Genomic DNA, 15255 nt, shown 5'->3' with positions numbered 1-15255 from the left:
TTTGTCAGGCTGTTCCCACCGTGGCAGGTAAGTAGGCGTACCCTGTAGAGCGAGGCGTGATTGTCGTCGCGACCGAGGACTTCGAACTGTACCACGAGGTGGTGGGCGAGCTGCGCGACCGCGACATCTCATTTACCACTATCGAGCCCGGACAGGAGCCGCCGGCGGGGGCAACAGCACTCCTCCACAGCATCGAAGAGCCACAGCCAGACACCGAGTTGCCCGTTATCGAGGCAGCGCCGGACGACCCTCGGAGCGCAATCGAGGAGGTCGTCGCCGTCGTCCGCGACGGAAGCGGCCGACGAGTGGTCGGTATCGACCCCGGAGAAACGCCCGGAATCGCCGTTCTCTCCGGAGAGATGGTGGTCGCGACCTATCAGGTCCCTCCCGACGACGTGCCGGATATCGTCCGTGAGGAGACCGCAGACGCGCCGGACCCGGTCGTCCGTATCGGCGACGGTGCTAGACTCGTCGGCGCACGCATTGTCGAGGAACTCGACTCGGTCCCGGTCGAGCTGGTCGACGAAACCGGGACCACCCCCTACCTCGGGACAGGCGCTGGCGAACGCGGGATGTCAGACATTCTCGCGGCGGTCAACATCGCACGGATGGAGGGTGAGCCAATCGAGAGCCGCGACGTAGAGCCGACTCCCGGAGAACTCAAACGGATACAGGAGCGGTCGCGCGAACACAGCACCGAGAACAGGGCAATCGGGAAAGCGCTCGCACGGCGGGTCGCCTCGGGAGAGCTGACAATCGAAGAGGCTCTCCACGAGCACCGCGACGGAAGCTGATGTGTCGACCGCGGAACCGATAGTACAGAGTCAGACGATGGAGAGGCTGTGACGGCCACGACAGGCCGTCAACCGACGGCACTTCTGGGTGCTCTCTTTGCACCGACGGGGTATTCGCCATCACAGCGGTCCGGGCCGACTCAGATTCTCGATACCGGTAATTTCGAACCGAGCGCCGCCGGTGGCACCCTCGGAGACGGAGACGTCCCACCCGTGCGCGTTGACAATCGTCCGCACAATCGAGAGGCCGTACCCAGTGCCGTCGTCTGATGTCGTGACGCCGTGGTCGAACACGCTGTCGCTTACCGTCTCGGGGATACCTGGACCGTCGTCTTCGACGTAGAACCCCGAATCGATTGGTCCCACGCCGACTGTGACATCGCTGTCACAGTGGTCGACCGTGTTCCGAAAGAGGTTCTCGAAGAGCTGACACAGCCGAGCCTCATCCCCACGGATGGGTCCAATTGGCTCGGCTTTCAGGACCGCCTCCGGGGACTGCCCGCCGGTCCCCTCCCAGGCGGTCTCGACGATTGTGTCGGTATCGACCCGTTCGGGGTCGGTAACCGCGCTGCCGTGGTTGGCTACTTTGAGGAGGTCGTCGACGAGTGTTTCCATCCTAGCGGTTGTCTCGGAAATCGTTTCGAGACGGGACTCCTCGTTTGTCTCTCGGTACACCTCCAGGTTACCCTCGATGACGGCCAGCGGGGAGCGCAAGTCGTGGGCGAGGATGTCGGTGAACTCTTTGAGTCGGTCGTTTTGCCGTTCGAGATGCTCTCGTTCCCGGCGCTTGGCTGTTGTATCGTGACTGACGACCGCGTAGCCGTGAAGCACGTCGTTACGGAGCGGCGTGAGTGTCATCGTCGCCCAGAACTCCGACCCGTCGGCACGGCAATGTGTGCCGGCCGCCTCGTGTGAACTCTCTGTTGCGTTGTCGAGTACGTCCGTGAGCGAGGTGTTCGTCGACGCGTCGGCAAACAGCATCGTTAGTTCGTGGCCGAGTACCTCCGTCGAGTCGTAGCCGTACAGTCCCCGCGCCGGCTCGGGCCACGTCGTGATGCAGCCGTCGTCGTCGAGCATGAACACGGCGTGGTTGGAGAGTCCGTCGATGAGCCGCCGGGAGGTCTCTTCGTCTTCTGGAACGCCTCGTTGCTCGGTATCCGAGAGTTCTGTCATTGCTGAATACTCGACTATAGAGAGACGTAGTCCGTTTCTATGGTACATCATGGCATATATCACACGCCCCCTGTGCTGTCGTTCGTGCGAGTAATTCGCACAGTTCCTGACGGCTTACTCGCGGGTGTAGACGGAGACGCCGAGGGCGAGAAATCCGCCGACCAGCGTCAACAGCGTGAGAACACCGACACCGAGTGCCCACAGTGCGGCATCGTCCATCCCACGTCCGACGGCGTCGTCGTATACCCAGTAAAATAACACACCGGCGACGACGAGCGTGAGGACGCCAAGCGAAATCAGGTTGGGTCCACCGAGGAGACCCAGTCGGACGAGAGTAACCATACCTCACGGAAACCACGGACGGGAGATAATCTCGCCTCATGGTTCGCCATGGGGTACAAACGGAGTGGGTTAGTCTGCCTCGGTCGCCACCCGAGTTATTCGAGTTTGTAGACCATCACTTCCCAGCTGTCCTCTCCGTCGTCGGTATTGTAGACCCAACTGCCCCGGACATCGACGCCGTTGCGAACGGCAGCAGCGAGCAGGTCCCCGACCGCGGCCTCAAACTCGCTGGCGCTCGTGATGGCGTCATCCCCTGGGTCGGTGCTCATACAGCGCCTCCCGACGCGCCCCGACCGGGCGAGGTCCCATCGCTTGACCGGGCCCTGACCTGCACAACAGCCTTTCCCGTGACAAATCTACATATCTCCATACATGTCATCGGCGTGCCACCGGTATACAACTATCGGAGAGCATGGTCTGCCATGTCTTTTCGGCCCGCCGCGGTGGCGGCAGAACTAGGATTTATCTGTTGTGTCGGTGTACAGATAGTAATGAGCGTTATCGTCGAACTGTCGCTTCCGTCCTCGACATTCCAACACGGACAGATACTGGCGACAGAGGGTGGCACGACGATTACGCTCGACACGATGGTGCCGCTGGGCGACCGCTCTGTCCCGTTTTTTCGCGTCCATGGCTCGGTACGTGAGTCGTTCGAGGCAAGCGTGCGGGAACACCCGACCGTCTCCAGGATTCAGACAATCAACACCCACGGCGATGAAACGCTGTACGCACTCGATTGGGAACACACGGACGACGCGTTTTTGAGTCTCGTTGAGCGCCTCGACGGCCACGTACTGGAAGCGACAGGCGACGCGAGCCAGTGGAACTTTCAGCTCCGCTTTCCCACCCACGACTCCCTCTCGATGTTCCAGGAGCACTGTCACGAGGCCGACCTTCAGCTCGATATCAGACGGATTTACAACCCCACCACGCCCGAGGCCGGGCCGTGGTATGGTCTCACGACCCCGCAGCGAAAGACCCTGGGAGCGGCCGTCGAGAGGGGGTACTACTCGCTGCCTCGGCAGGCCTCGACACAGGAACTGGCCGAGACGTTCGACGTCTCCGACCAGGCAATCACCGAACGCCTGCGTCGTGCCATCGAAATGCTCGTCACAAACACACTCTTGCTAACGGCTGACGATGACGACGACTGAGGCCGTGAGCTGCCAGAGACGGGCCTTCGCCGGTGTGGCTACAGCGCGTTCAGGTATTTACAGACCGTTCTCTGTCGCTCGTGCGTACTCGCATGGACCGACTCTCGAAGCCACCACTCGGAGCGTCATCTGTCCGGTATCGACGCGCGAGCGGGTAAGCTATCTCTTGTGACCCACCAGACCAATTAACAAGCAATCTCGTAGGTGCCGCCGTCGAACAGACGAGACAGCTCGAGATGGACGTTGCCCCCAGCGAGACGACACCCCGATATTTTTAGGAACGAGCACCGAGAAAGTGGATATGGCACAAGGGTACGAACCAGTTGACTCCCCTGATGAGACGACGGTATTCCCGTATCACGACCTGACACCTCCGTCTCAAGCTGATATCTACGCGGCCCGAGAGCGTATCTCGCCGTACCTGCCTGAGACGCCACTGGTCCGGTCAGACTGGCTCTCTGCGGAACTGGACGCCGAGGTCTATCTCAAGCGCGAGGACACGCTCCCGACTGGCGCGTTCAAGGTACGCGGCGGCGTCGCCCTGGGCTCACAGCTCGGCGACGAGTTCGACGAATATGGCCTCATCGCCGCGAGTACCGGCAACCACGGCCAGTCGGTCGCGTTCGCCGGCGAGCAGTTCGACCTTCCCGTCACCATCTGTGTTCCCGAGGACGCCAATCCCTCGAAGGTGCAGTCCATGGAGCGATACGGTGCCGACATCGTGTACCACGGCAGCGACTACGACGAAGCACGGGCACACGCCGAGCGGCTAGCGACCGAACAGCAGTACCGCTACGTCCACTCGGCCAACGAGCCCGAACTCGTCGCCGGCGTCGCGACGGCGGGGTTAGAGATAATCGACGAGCTACCCGAGGTCGACCTCGCATTCGCTCCCATCGGCGGCGGAACCCACGCCTCGGGCCTCTCGCTGACGCTCGGGGATATCCTTGGGGCCGACGTTATCGGCGTTCAGTCGGCCCAGGCCCCGGCCGCACACCGCGCTTGGAAGGAGGGACATCTCAGACCCCACGAGAAGATGGATACCGTCGCCGAGGGGCTGGCGACCCGCGTTCCGTTCGCGATGACGATGGAGGTGTTGGGCGAGAAACTCACCGACTTCGCGCTGGTCGACGACGAGGCGACACTCGATGCGCTCAGACAGATGATGGTCCGGTCGGGCATCATCATGGAGGGAGCGTGTGCGACGGTCATTGCGGCCGCATTAGAACACCGCGAGCTGGTCCGCGGGCAGACGGTCGTGCTACCTGTTACCGGTCGGAACATCTCCGAACAGAAACTCAAACACGTTCTCACCGACGGCTAACATTCAAGAGGGTGGCTCTCTCACCTCCCTTCGTGGACCGTACCCGTCTCGTCGACGAACTGGACGCTGAGTTCGGCGGAAGCGAACGCACACACCGTGCAGTCTCCCGACAGGCGCGAGACCTCGCAGATTCCGGCCGGCTCGAAGAGGATATGGACCTCCAACTCACGGTCGAAGCTGTCATCTCGAATCTCGACGACGCTCCCGATGACCACTCGCTCGTCGAGCGGTGGAACTGGTGGATTGGCTCGCTCGAACTTTCCTTCGGCGACTATCAGCGGTTTCGGGTCCGACCAGACCTCGAAGAGACACCTGAGTGACGCAGGACGATGAAGGTGGAATTTCTCGGCGGCGCACGCGAAGTCGGCAGAAGTTCGATTCTCGTCAACGATTCGCTCTTGCTCGATTACGGCCTCGAAACCTCGACGCCGCTTCAGTACCCCGTCGGTGACGTAGACCCCGATGCCGTCGTCGTCAGCCACGGCCATCTCGACCACGCTGGCGCGGTTCCGTCGCTGCTGACGGGCGACTCTCGGCCGCCAATCCACTGGACGCCACCGACGCGTGCACTGACGCTGACGCTAGCCGAGGACACACTCAAACTCCACGGCAACACGCTCCAGTGTCCGTTCACCGAGACACACGTCCGCAGAACGACGCAGGTGTCACAGACGCACGGATACAGGGAGTCTTTCGAGGCGGCTGGCCACAAGGTGACACTCTACAACGCCGGCCACATCCCCGGGAGCGCACACGTCCACGTCGACGACGGCGAGACGACGCTTTTGTACACCGCCGATATCGGCCCGGTCGGCGACGAGTCGATTCAGCGTCTCGTGGATGGCTCGACTGCACGGCCCGAGGCTGATATCGTCATCACGGAGAGCACCTACGCGGATGTCGAGCACACGGACCGAACACGCGTCGAGGAGTCTTTCGTCGAGAGCGTCCAAACGACAGTCTGGGAGGGTGGGACAGTCATCGTCCCGGTGTTCGCAATTGGCCGCGCGCAGGAGCTGCTCCTGGTCTGTGCGGCAAACAACATCGACTGTTATCTCGATGGAATGGCACGGGAGGTCACGGAGACGCTCAGGCGGCATCCTGACTTCGTCCGCGACCACGATGCCCTCGCCCGTGCGAAGTCGAACGCCCGGTTCGTGAGCGGCCGAGACGGCCAGCGCGAGCGCATCGCAGGGCAGAATACGGTCATCCTGACGACCGCTGGGATGCTCGGCGGCGGCCCGGTCGTCTCCTACATCCCGGAGATTCGCCAGAACCCCACGAACAAGGTCGCGATGACAGGCTATCAGGTTGAGGGAACGCCCGGCAGAGAGCTACTTGAATCCGGCCGCGCCGAGTTCGACGGCCGCGTGCTTCCAGTCAGCGCACAGGTCGAACAGTACGATTTCTCGGCACACGCAGACCGTGCCGGACTCCGTGCGTTTCTCGACGAGTACCGCGAGTCGCGGATACTGGTCAACCACGGCGACGACTGCCCCGGCTTTGCGTCCAAACTCTGCGAGGAGGGGTTCGACGCGAGCGCGCCGGAACTCGCCGCACCGATTCAGGAGTGAGCCAAATCCTTTTCTAAGATACCACACGAAAACACTGGTATGGAGCTTGGAGTGACCGTCGGCGGCGCGGTCAACCGCATCGACGCGGCGGGTGAGTCGTTCGATTTCGTCGAATTCGGCCTTGCAGAGTCGACTGGAGTGCCTGAAACTGCCGAATCCGACCTGCAGGCCGCCTGTGAGAGACACGACCTTGAGCTTGCAATCCACCTTCCGTTCAAACAGGTCGTGGCGACGGCGGTCCCTGAACTCAACGATGGTATTCTTGACTACCAGTGCCGGCTGCTCTCCTGGGCAGGAGAGATGGGCGCAACGAAGGCGGTGCTTCACGCGACAGTCCGGAATCCGAGCGATACAGACCTGCGGCCGACGTTCGCCGACCAACTCGCGGAGATTGTCTCGATTGGCCGCGAGGCCGGCGTCGAGGTGGTTGTCGAGAACGTCGGCCACCAGCGCCGCGGCCTCCCGCTGTCTGTCCTCGGCGATATCGCCGAGGAGGTCGACGCACCGGTCTGTTTCGACCTCGGCCACGCCTACATGGAGGGCGGAAACGACGCCGTCGACCGTTTTCTGGGCAACCACGCAGACCGCGTCTCACACCTCCATGTTCACGACGCCCGCGGCCGTGGCGACACCCACATCCCGCTCGGCGCGGGCGAAATCGACTACGACCAACTCGGCGACCACCTGCACGGATTCGACGGAACAGTCGCTATCGAGGTGTTCTCCGACGACCTCTCGTTGCTCGAAGACACCGCCGAGCGGGTCCGAACTGTCCTCGGCTGACTACAGCGATAGCTCCGTCCCGCGTCCGGCGTCGCTTGCCTGCTCGTAGACGGTCGTACTGGCTGCGGCATCGAGGGTCGCGGAGCCGACGCTTTTGACGACGGTCACACCCTCTCGGTCCTCTCGGCCGTCGGCAATCAGCTCGCCAAGGGGGACCAGCTCAGCGGCCGAGAGGGCGGTCGCGCGTAAATCGCCGGTTTCTATCGCTTCCTCGGGGACATCGGCGAATATCTCGGCCGCGGCATCAAACACCGCCGGGTCGAGTTCTTGCATCTCTGGGGTGAACGCGCCGACCGCGACGACGAGTGCGTCCTCCGCCAGAGCCTCCGGGGGAAAGACCGGTTCGGTGGCAGTCGTGGCGGTCACGACTGTGTCAGCACCGTCGACGGCCGCGGCCGGCGTGTCGACGGCTGTCGCTGGGAGTCCGTCTTCCCGGAGGTCCGCCGCACACGCTTCGCGCGAGTCGCTCGGCGAGTAGACGCGCACCGAGTCGAGTGACGTAACCTTGTCGATAGCACGGGACTGCCAGCGTGCCTGGACTCCCGCGCCGATGACGCCGAGCGTCTCGGTTTTGGATGCGAGTTCGCGGACTGATACCGCCCCGATACACCCCGTTCGCGCGTTCGTGATTGTCGTACCTCCCATGAACGCAACGGGGACACCGGTCCGAGCACTCGTCAGGACAATCTGTGCGTGAATCGTCGGCAGCCCGCGGTCAGCGTTTGCCTCGTGGACGCCGACGAGTTTCGTCGCGTACTGTTCGTCGCCGTGAATGTACGCCGGCATCGCGATGCCGGTTCCGGGCTCCGTGTCGATGCCCGCTCCGACCTCGAAATGGGGTCGTTCGGGCCGTTCGACTTCCCCATTGGCCTGCTTGACCAGCGCGTCGCCGACGACATCGACCAGCGAGCCCAGATCGAGTGTCGTTCGTACGTCCTCCTCGGTCAGTATCAACACCATAGAAGTTCTCCCGGCTGGCTCGGTCTTAGGTGTTTACCAGAAGAGCTGTCGAAGTTTTATACGGGTTCGGCGAGATACGCAGTCATGGACGTCATCGTCATCGGTGGCGGTATCGTCGGCCTGTCGGCTGCGTACAACCTGGCAACGAGGGGCGCAGATGTCACGCTCTTCGAGAAAGGGTCTCTCGGTGCCGGGAGTACAGCCAGAGCCGCGGGCGGAATCCGCTCGCAGTTCTCGACGCCGGTCAACGTCGAACTCTCGCTTGCGAGCAAGCCCGTTTGGGACAGCTTCGAGTCAGAGTTCGGCGTCGACATCGGCCTCAGAAAAACCGGGTATCTCTTTCTCGCCCGGAGTGAGGAGACCGCCGAGCAGTTCGAGGCAAACGTCAGGATGCAACAGCGCTGTGGCGCTGACAGCCGCGTGCTTACACCAGAGGCGGCCACAGAGTACTGTCCGGGACTTGACCCCGAACCGTTCGCCAGGGCGACATACAACCCCGACGACGGCATCGCAGACCCGAATCTGGCCGTCCAGGGGTACGCTGGTGCCGCCCAAGAGGCAGGTGTCGAGATACAGACGGGCACAGCCGTGACCGATATCTACCGCGACAGCGGTCGCGTCACCGGCGTTCAAGTACAGGGAGAGAACGGAACAGCGGAACACGACTGCACGTTCGTGGTCAACGCTGCGGGCGTCTGGGCCCCTGAACTCGGAGCGATGGCTGGAATCGACCTCCCGATTTCGCCGCGTCGTCGCCAGATTGCGGTCGTCGACCCCTCCCAAGCAGTCGAAGAGTCTGTCCCGCTGACAATCGACCTGGAGACAGGGTCGTACTTCCGGCCCGAACGCGACGGTATCGCGCTCGTCGGCGGCCACTTTGAGGCCAACCCGGACCCGGAGCAGAATCCGGACCGATTCGATGACGACATGGACATCGACTGGGCGGCGAACGCAGTCGAGCGAGCAGCAGAGTACACCGACTACTTCGGCCCGGAGACGCGAATCAGGCGTGGCTGGGCGGGGCTCTATGCTGTGACACCGGACCACCACCCAGTTATCGAGGAGAGTGTGCCGGGCCTAGTGACTGCCGCGGGCTTCTCGGGCCACGGCTTCCAGCACGCCCCTGCGACGGGAGAAGTGGTTGCCGAACTCGTCACCGACGGCGAGGCGAGCCTTGTCGACGTATCGGTGCTCGACAGCGACCGCTTCGAGCGCGACGAGGGACTCACCGAACAGAACGTCGCCTGATAGTGATTGTTGCGGTTATTTTCGTGACCACGCCACGAATATCGGTGTTTCACCGCGTGAGACCCACGTCTCGTTTCCCAACGGCGGTAACGACTCGCAACAATCACTATGACGAGAACACGACAGACAGGCAACTAATTGCGCCCTAAACAGCGAGGCGGTCTCCGGACTGCTTAAGTTGAGTCTGTGTTTGGCTCTAAACAATGGGCCCGGATACCTGGGTGTTATTCGCCGCAGTTGCTGTGCCGTTTCTGGCCGCAGGTGTGACACCGGGCCTCTATCGACTTATCGGCGAGCGGGTCAGCGTCGTGGGGATAATCGCCGCGGCAACCTCGTTTGGATTGATTCTCACGCAGGCAGGCAGCCACGGGACCGTCTCGATGCCGTGGATACCGTCGCTAGATATCGCAGTTCGGTTCCGGGTCGACGGACTCGCGCTGTTGTTCTCGCTGCTCGCCAGTGGTATCGGCATCCTGATTTTCACCTACGCCAGCCGCTACATGCACGACAAACCCGACCTGGGCCGGTTCTACATGGCCTTGCTCGCGTTTATGGGGTCGATTCTCGGCATTGCCTTCGCAGCCGACCTCGTCGTCCTCTTTCTGTTCTGGGAACTCACGAGCGTCTGCTCGTTCGTCCTCATCGGCTATCACACCGACGAGGCTGCCTCCCAGTACTCTGCCAGGATGGCGATGGTGATTACCGTCGGCGGCGGGCTCTGTCTGTTGCTCGGCGCTGTGTTGATTGCCCTGGGTGCTGGGTTCGCCGGGCAGGGCTCGTTCGACCTCGCACAGGTGCTTGCAAACAACGAAACGGTGGCCGAGTCGCTCCAGGCACACGGGCTCTTTCTCCCGTCGCTGGTGCTCGTGACTGTCGCGGCTGCGGCCAAATCGGCACAGGTCCCGCTGTACTTCTGGCTGCCGCGTGCGATGGTCGCACCGACGCCGGTCTCTGCGTTTCTCCACTCGGCGACGATGGTTAAAGTCGGCGTCTACGCGCTGGGACGGCTCCGGCCGCTCTATCACGGCCCCGAGTGGACGCTCGTGGTCGCGACGCTCGGCGTGGTAACGATGTTCGTCGGTGCTGTGTTGGCCGTCCTCGCCCGGGACATCAAGGAACTGCTCGCGTACTCGACGGCGAGCCACCTCGGGCTGATGGTCGCTGCCTTCGGCTTTCAGTCTCATTACGGCGCGGAGGGTGGCGCATTTCACCTGTTCAACCACGCGCTGTTCAAAGCCGGCCTCTTCCTCGTCGCGGGTATCCTCGCCCACCAGGCCGGCACCCGCCACGTCGACGAACTCGGGGGGCTGTGGCGTGACCTGCCTGTAACGGCTGCAGTCGCCGTGGTAGCATCGCTGAGCATGGCCGGGTTGCCCCCGTTTGCAGGCTTTTACTCGAAAGAGATTATGTTCGAGGCCGCGTGGCACGCAGGGGAGACCAGTGGCGGGCTCGCGTGGCTGTACCCGATTACTGCAGTGCTCGCAAGTGTCTTCACGGTGCTGTACTCGCTGCGATTCCTGTGGCTCTTTTTCGGCGACCGTCCCGACGACCTCGGGCCAGTTGCGCGCGCACCGGCGTTGATGGCTGTCCCCGCCGCTGTGCTCGGCATCGGAGTGACGGTAGTCAGCATCGCACCGGAGTACGCAATCGACTTTGTCGTCGAAGACGCGGCGACAGCGGCGGCCGTCGAGAGCGTCGATATCCACGCCGGACTCCCGACTGAGGTCACTCCACCGGTGGCGATGAGCGGCGTGACTATCGCGTTGGGTCTCGCTTCGTTCCCATTCTACGACCGCATCCGGAGCCGTCTGGATACGCTGTATACGCTGACACAGCGACTTCACCCGAACGTCGTCTATGATACGCTGCTCGCTCTGTTCGACCGCCTGAGCACGGCGCTCGATGAGACAGTCCACAACGGTCTCATCCGGACCTACGTCTGGTGGGTGTTGCTGTCGGCCTGCTCGCTCACTGTCGCCGGCTACGGTGCAACGGGGTCGGGGTTGCCGTCGCTGACGGGTTCGAGTACGCCGCTGTCGATACTGCTCGTGTTGGGCGTGGCAATCGTCGCGGCGGTCGCCGTGACGACGACCGAGAGCCACGTGACCGGCGTGTTGACCCTCGGCATCCTCGGGTTCATGGTAGCAATATTCTACATCCTCTCGAGCGGGGCCGACCTGGCACTGACACAGCTGGTCGTCGAGACACTCCTTCTGTTGATTTTCCTGCTCGTCCTGGAGAAGATGCCTGCGTTCTACAGCGATACGAACTGGGGACGGGTGGCCCGCGACAGCGTGTTGGCAACAGTCGTCGGCGCGACTGCGGCGATTTCGGTCCTCTACACCGCACGCGACGAGACCGACGGACTCACCGAGACTGCGCGGTACTACATCGACCACGCTGTCGAGGGAGGCGGTGGGGCGAACGTCGTCAACGTGATACTCACGGACTTCCGGGCGTTCGATACGCTCGGCGAATCTATCGTCATCGTTATTGCCGCGCTGTCTGTGCTTGTCCTGTTGACAATGCGTGACTGGGGTGAGACGGGATGACGACGGTCATCATGCGGACGACCGCCAGAATCGTCGTCCCGATTGTGCTCGTCGTCGCGTTCTCGCTGTTCCTGCAGGGGCACAACCTCCCCGGCGGTGGCTTTATTGGCGGCGTGTTGACCGTCGCAGCGTTCGCGCTGGTGTACGTCGCCTACAACCTGGACTACCTCGAAGTAGGCGTGCTCGGCCGGGAGGTCGAACGTGAGGCCAGCATCGGCCAACACCGAAGTGTTGCTGCCTACAGGCGGCTGTTTATGCTCGGACTGGTCGTCATCCTCGCCAGCGCACTGGCCGGGGTCTTCTTCGGTCAGCCGGTGCTCTCACAGACGTTCGTTCACCTGCATCTCCCCCTGTTCGGCGACGTGGAGCTGGCGAGTGCGCTCGTGTTCGATATCGGCATCTTCTGTGTTGTCGTCGGCGGGCTGTTGACCGTCTTCTCGGTGGTGAGTGCAGAATGACGCTGGCGCTCGCCGTCACGATTGGCGCGCTGTTTGCGTTCGGGACCTTCCTGTTGCTCCGGGACGACCTCGTGAAAGTCGTCTGGGGGCTCGCCATCTTCTCGCAGGCCGCAAACGTCTATCTGATTACGGTCGGCGGCGTCACCGAAGGGACGACGGACTCGGTTCCGGTGCTGGCAGACCATCACGAGCCGTTTCCGGCGACGACTGACCCGGTGGTCCAGGCGCTGGTGTTGACCGCTATCGTCATCAGCTTCGGGATGACCGCCTTCGCGCTCGCGCTGTCGTACCGCGCCTACGAGGAAAACGGAACGATGAACGTCACGGAGTGGGACCGATGACCGAGTTGCTCGCGATTGGACCGGTGCTGGCCGCCCTGATCACCGGCGTCCTGGCCTTGCTGACGAGGAGTTGGCCCCGCCTCCAGCGGGTGGTCACTGTCGCCGGGACGGTCGGTTACGCTTGTGTCGTCGGGCTCCTTTGCTGGGAGGTCGTGTTCGCGAGCGACGCGGCGAGAATCGTCTACCAGCTCGGAGGATGGCGTGCTCCGTTTGGAATTACACTGGTCGCCGATGGGCTCTCCGTGTTCATGCTCGCGATGACAGGGGTTGTGGCGGTCTATGCCGCTGTCTTCTCGGTCCGTTTCATCGACGAACACAATCAGCAGGTCTACTACTACCCCCTGTTTCAGTTCCTGTTGCTCGGGGCGACCGGGGCCTTTCTGACCGGAGACCTGTTCAATCTCTTCGTCTGGTTCGAGGTCATGCTGATGACGAGCTACGTGTTCGTCGCCTTCTACGGAAACGACTCACACACGGCGGCCGCGATGCGGTATCTCGTCCTCAACATTGTCGGTAGCGCGTTGATGTTGCTCGGTGTCGGCGGCCTCTATGCCACGACGGGGACGCTCAACATGGCGGATATGGCACGGGTCCTCGCGGCCGATGGCGCGGCGATGCGTCCGGTCGTCGGTGTCTCGGCGCTCGTGTTCGTGACCTTCGCACTGAAGGGCGGACTGGTCCCGTTCCAGTTCTGGGTGCCCGGCGCGTACCGGGCCGCTCCGCTGCCGATTGTGGCGATGTTCGTCGGCGTCACCAAGAAGGTCGGCATCTACGCAATCATCCGTCTCTATTTCACGATTTTTGGCACAGCAACGGTGCCGGTCGACGTACCGGGCGTTGCCGGCGATACGCCGCTTGCCTTTCTCGCGCCGGTGTTGCTCGTGATGGCAGCACTGAGTATCGTCGTCGGCGGCCTGGGTGCACTCACCAGAGACTCGCTGGAAGGGCTGTTTGCCTACTCCAGTATCGGCCAGATTGGATTCATCGCCGTGCCAATCGGGATTGCTGCAGCGACGACCTCGGAGACACTTCGCAAGACGGGGTTACTCGCGGGGCTGATTTTCGCGCTCCATCACGCGCTCACGAAGGGGCTGCTCTTTCTCGGGACAGGCGTCATCCGCGACACAACTGGGACGACACAGCTCTCTGAGTTGGGTGGACTTGGTGACCGTTCACCCGCGTTCGCGTCTGTGTTCTTGGTGGGTACGCTTTCGCTGGCGGGTATTCCACCGCTTGCCGGCTTTTTCGGAAAGTTCCTGGTCTTCGATACAGCTGGACGACGGTTCGCCAGCCAGACCGCAGGCGGATTCTGGGCCGTCGCCGGTGCCTCTGGTATCCTCGGGATTCTCCTTCTCGGTGCACTCCTGACGATACTGTACTCGACACGGGCCTGGATTGGAGCGGTGTGGGGCGAGGAGACCGGCCTGGTGGCGGGGAACAGTGTCGACGCCGGGGAAGTGGTGATTCTGGCGACGCTCTCTGTTCTCGTGATTGCAGTCGGCGTCGGGTTCGAGCCGGTGTACGAGTTCGCCGAGGCCGCCGCCGAGAGCGCACTGGATACCGACGGCTACATCGACGCTGTCCTCGGAGGTGAGACGGGATGAAAATCAGACGCTGGCTCGCGGCCGGTGTGCTCTTTGCGGTGGTGTGGGTCTTCGTCGAGGGGCCAGCGCTGAGACCCAAAGCAGTGCTGACGACGTTTCTGGTCGGCCTCGGGGTTGGCCTTCCGCTTGCGTATCTGTTCCGCCGGCTCTACTCCGAGACGGTCAAGCTGGGAGGGATTGTGGTCGCGTTGCCCTACAGCCTGCTGTATATCGTGTATTTCCTCAAAGAGATCGTGGTGGCGAACGTGGACGTAGCCTACCGGGTGCTCGCCCCGAATATGCCACTGCGGCCACAGGTAATTCTCGTGCCTCTCCGCGTCGAGACTGATATCGGTGTGACGACCATCGCAAACAGTATTACTATAACTCCCGGAACCATAACGCTTGATCACGACCCGGAGGAGAACGCGCTCTACGTGCACGCAATCGACGGCAGACACCCCGAGAAAATCGTGGAGCCAATACGACAGTGGGAGGATTATGCGCTTGTCATCTTCGACGAGGAGGGTGACCCCTCGGACCCTGCCCCAGAGATTACCGTCCATCCGCCGGGCCACCCGCCCGAGCCCAAAACACTCTCGGAACAGACACTGAGCAACTCGGAGGTCGACACGGAGGAGACGAATGACTGAACAGACCGTCGCGTTTGTCATCGACGCCGCGCTCGTGCTCGTCGCCGGACTCTGTATTCTCTGTGGGTACAGAGTGATACGTGGACCGACGGTCCCGGACCGCGTGGTCGGTCTCGATACGATTGCCACGAACGTCATCGCAATCGCAATGCTGTTCGCGCTGAAAACCGACAGAGGACTGTTCGTCTCGTCGGCTATCGTGTTGGCGATTATCGGCTTTCTCTCGACTGTGACGGTCGCGAAATACATCACCGAGGGCGATATCATCACACGGAGACAACAGTGACAGAAACACGACATCCCGGAGGTCGGTGGC

The 15255-nt window shown here is 62.4% G+C and carries 17 protein-coding genes; 13 read left to right on the top strand and 4 right to left on the bottom strand.

Annotation, left to right across the window (positions count from 1 at the left end; all coding sequences use genetic code 11):
• The first annotated feature begins 56 nt into the window (after positions 1-56).
• Positions 57-794 carry a RuvC family protein gene (locus tag OSC37_RS02770; RefSeq protein ID WP_267163079.1) on the top strand — a complete coding sequence of 246 codons (738 nt, stop codon included), beginning with the start codon at positions 57-59 and terminating at the stop codon, positions 792-794.
• Between the two features lie 120 nt (positions 795-914).
• Here OSC37_RS02770 and OSC37_RS02765 read toward each other — a convergent pair whose 3' ends face one another.
• From OSC37_RS02765 to OSC37_RS02755, 3 genes are all read right to left on the bottom strand, one after another.
• A complete protein-coding gene (locus OSC37_RS02765) occupies positions 915-1967 on the bottom strand; it encodes an ATP-binding protein (protein ID WP_267163078.1) in 1053 nt (350 codons plus the stop codon).
• A 114-nt stretch (positions 1968-2081) separates the two neighbouring features.
• Positions 2082-2309, bottom strand: a complete 228-nt coding sequence (locus OSC37_RS02760) for a hypothetical protein (RefSeq protein WP_267163077.1) — start codon at positions 2307-2309, stop codon at positions 2082-2084.
• Between the two features lie 95 nt (positions 2310-2404).
• On the bottom strand, positions 2405-2578 hold the full coding sequence (locus OSC37_RS02755) for a hypothetical protein (RefSeq protein ID WP_267163076.1): 174 nt from the start codon (positions 2576-2578) through the stop codon (positions 2405-2407).
• Positions 2579-2800: 222 nt separating this feature from the next.
• Here OSC37_RS02755 and OSC37_RS02750 point away from each other — a divergent pair, with 222 nt between their 5' ends.
• The 5 genes from OSC37_RS02750 to OSC37_RS02730 all read left to right on the top strand — a co-directional run bounded on the left by OSC37_RS02750 (position 2801) and on the right by OSC37_RS02730 (position 7144).
• Positions 2801-3463, top strand: coding sequence for a helix-turn-helix domain-containing protein (locus OSC37_RS02750; RefSeq protein WP_267163075.1), 663 nt, complete (start codon positions 2801-2803; stop codon positions 3461-3463).
• Positions 3464-3764: 301 nt separating this feature from the next.
• Entirely contained in the window at positions 3765-4787 is a 1023-nt protein-coding gene (locus tag OSC37_RS02745; protein ID WP_267163074.1) for a threonine ammonia-lyase, read from the top strand.
• A gap of 32 nt (positions 4788-4819) precedes the next feature.
• Positions 4820-5107 carry a WNWW family protein gene (locus tag OSC37_RS02740; RefSeq protein ID WP_267163073.1) on the top strand — a complete coding sequence of 96 codons (288 nt, stop codon included), beginning with the start codon at positions 4820-4822 and terminating at the stop codon, positions 5105-5107.
• Between the two features lie 9 nt (positions 5108-5116).
• Positions 5117-6361, top strand: coding sequence for an MBL fold metallo-hydrolase (locus OSC37_RS02735; RefSeq protein ID WP_267163072.1), 1245 nt, complete (start codon positions 5117-5119; stop codon positions 6359-6361).
• Between the two features lie 39 nt (positions 6362-6400).
• Positions 6401-7144, top strand: a complete 744-nt coding sequence (locus OSC37_RS02730) for a sugar phosphate isomerase/epimerase family protein (protein ID WP_267163071.1) — start codon at positions 6401-6403, stop codon at positions 7142-7144.
• Here OSC37_RS02730 and OSC37_RS02725 read toward each other — a convergent pair whose 3' ends face one another.
• Complete coding sequence (locus OSC37_RS02725; RefSeq protein WP_267163070.1) at positions 7145-8104, bottom strand: ornithine cyclodeaminase family protein; 960 nt, start codon at positions 8102-8104, stop codon at positions 7145-7147.
• Between the two features lie 84 nt (positions 8105-8188).
• Here OSC37_RS02725 and OSC37_RS02720 point away from each other — a divergent pair, with 84 nt between their 5' ends.
• The 7 genes from OSC37_RS02720 (at position 8189) to OSC37_RS02690 (ending at position 15225) form a co-directional block, all read left to right on the top strand.
• Positions 8189-9352 (top strand): NAD(P)/FAD-dependent oxidoreductase, encoded by a 1164-nt coding sequence (locus OSC37_RS02720; RefSeq protein WP_267163069.1) that lies wholly within the window; start codon positions 8189-8191, stop codon positions 9350-9352.
• 203 nt (positions 9353-9555) lie between these two features.
• Complete coding sequence (gene mbhE, locus OSC37_RS02715) at positions 9556-11904, top strand: hydrogen gas-evolving membrane-bound hydrogenase subunit E (RefSeq protein ID WP_267163068.1); 2349 nt, start codon at positions 9556-9558, stop codon at positions 11902-11904.
• Positions 11901-12362, top strand: a complete 462-nt coding sequence (locus tag OSC37_RS02710) for an MnhB domain-containing protein (protein WP_267163067.1) — start codon at positions 11901-11903, stop codon at positions 12360-12362. Before mbhE ends, OSC37_RS02710 begins: the two co-directional genes overlap by 4 nt.
• Positions 12359-12703, top strand: coding sequence for a sodium:proton antiporter (locus OSC37_RS02705; RefSeq protein WP_267163066.1), 345 nt, complete (start codon positions 12359-12361; stop codon positions 12701-12703). Before OSC37_RS02710 ends, OSC37_RS02705 begins: the two co-directional genes overlap by 4 nt.
• Entirely contained in the window at positions 12700-14307 is a 1608-nt protein-coding gene (locus tag OSC37_RS02700) for a complex I subunit 5 family protein (protein WP_267163065.1), read from the top strand. Before OSC37_RS02705 ends, OSC37_RS02700 begins: the two co-directional genes overlap by 4 nt.
• Entirely contained in the window at positions 14304-14939 is a 636-nt protein-coding gene (locus tag OSC37_RS02695; RefSeq protein WP_267163064.1) for a Na+/H+ antiporter subunit E, read from the top strand. The genes OSC37_RS02700 and OSC37_RS02695 overlap by 4 nt, the downstream gene beginning before the upstream one ends.
• Positions 14932-15225, top strand: coding sequence for an MrpF/PhaF family protein (locus OSC37_RS02690; RefSeq protein WP_267163063.1), 294 nt, complete (start codon positions 14932-14934; stop codon positions 15223-15225). The genes OSC37_RS02695 and OSC37_RS02690 overlap by 8 nt, the downstream gene beginning before the upstream one ends.
• Positions 15226-15255: the final 30 nt, after the last annotated feature.

Source organism: Halovenus salina, from assembly GCF_026410925.1.
Taxonomy (GTDB): Archaea; Halobacteriota; Halobacteria; order Halobacteriales; family Haloarculaceae; genus Halovenus; species Halovenus salina.
This window is presented reverse-complemented; position numbering and strand designations above follow the sequence as displayed.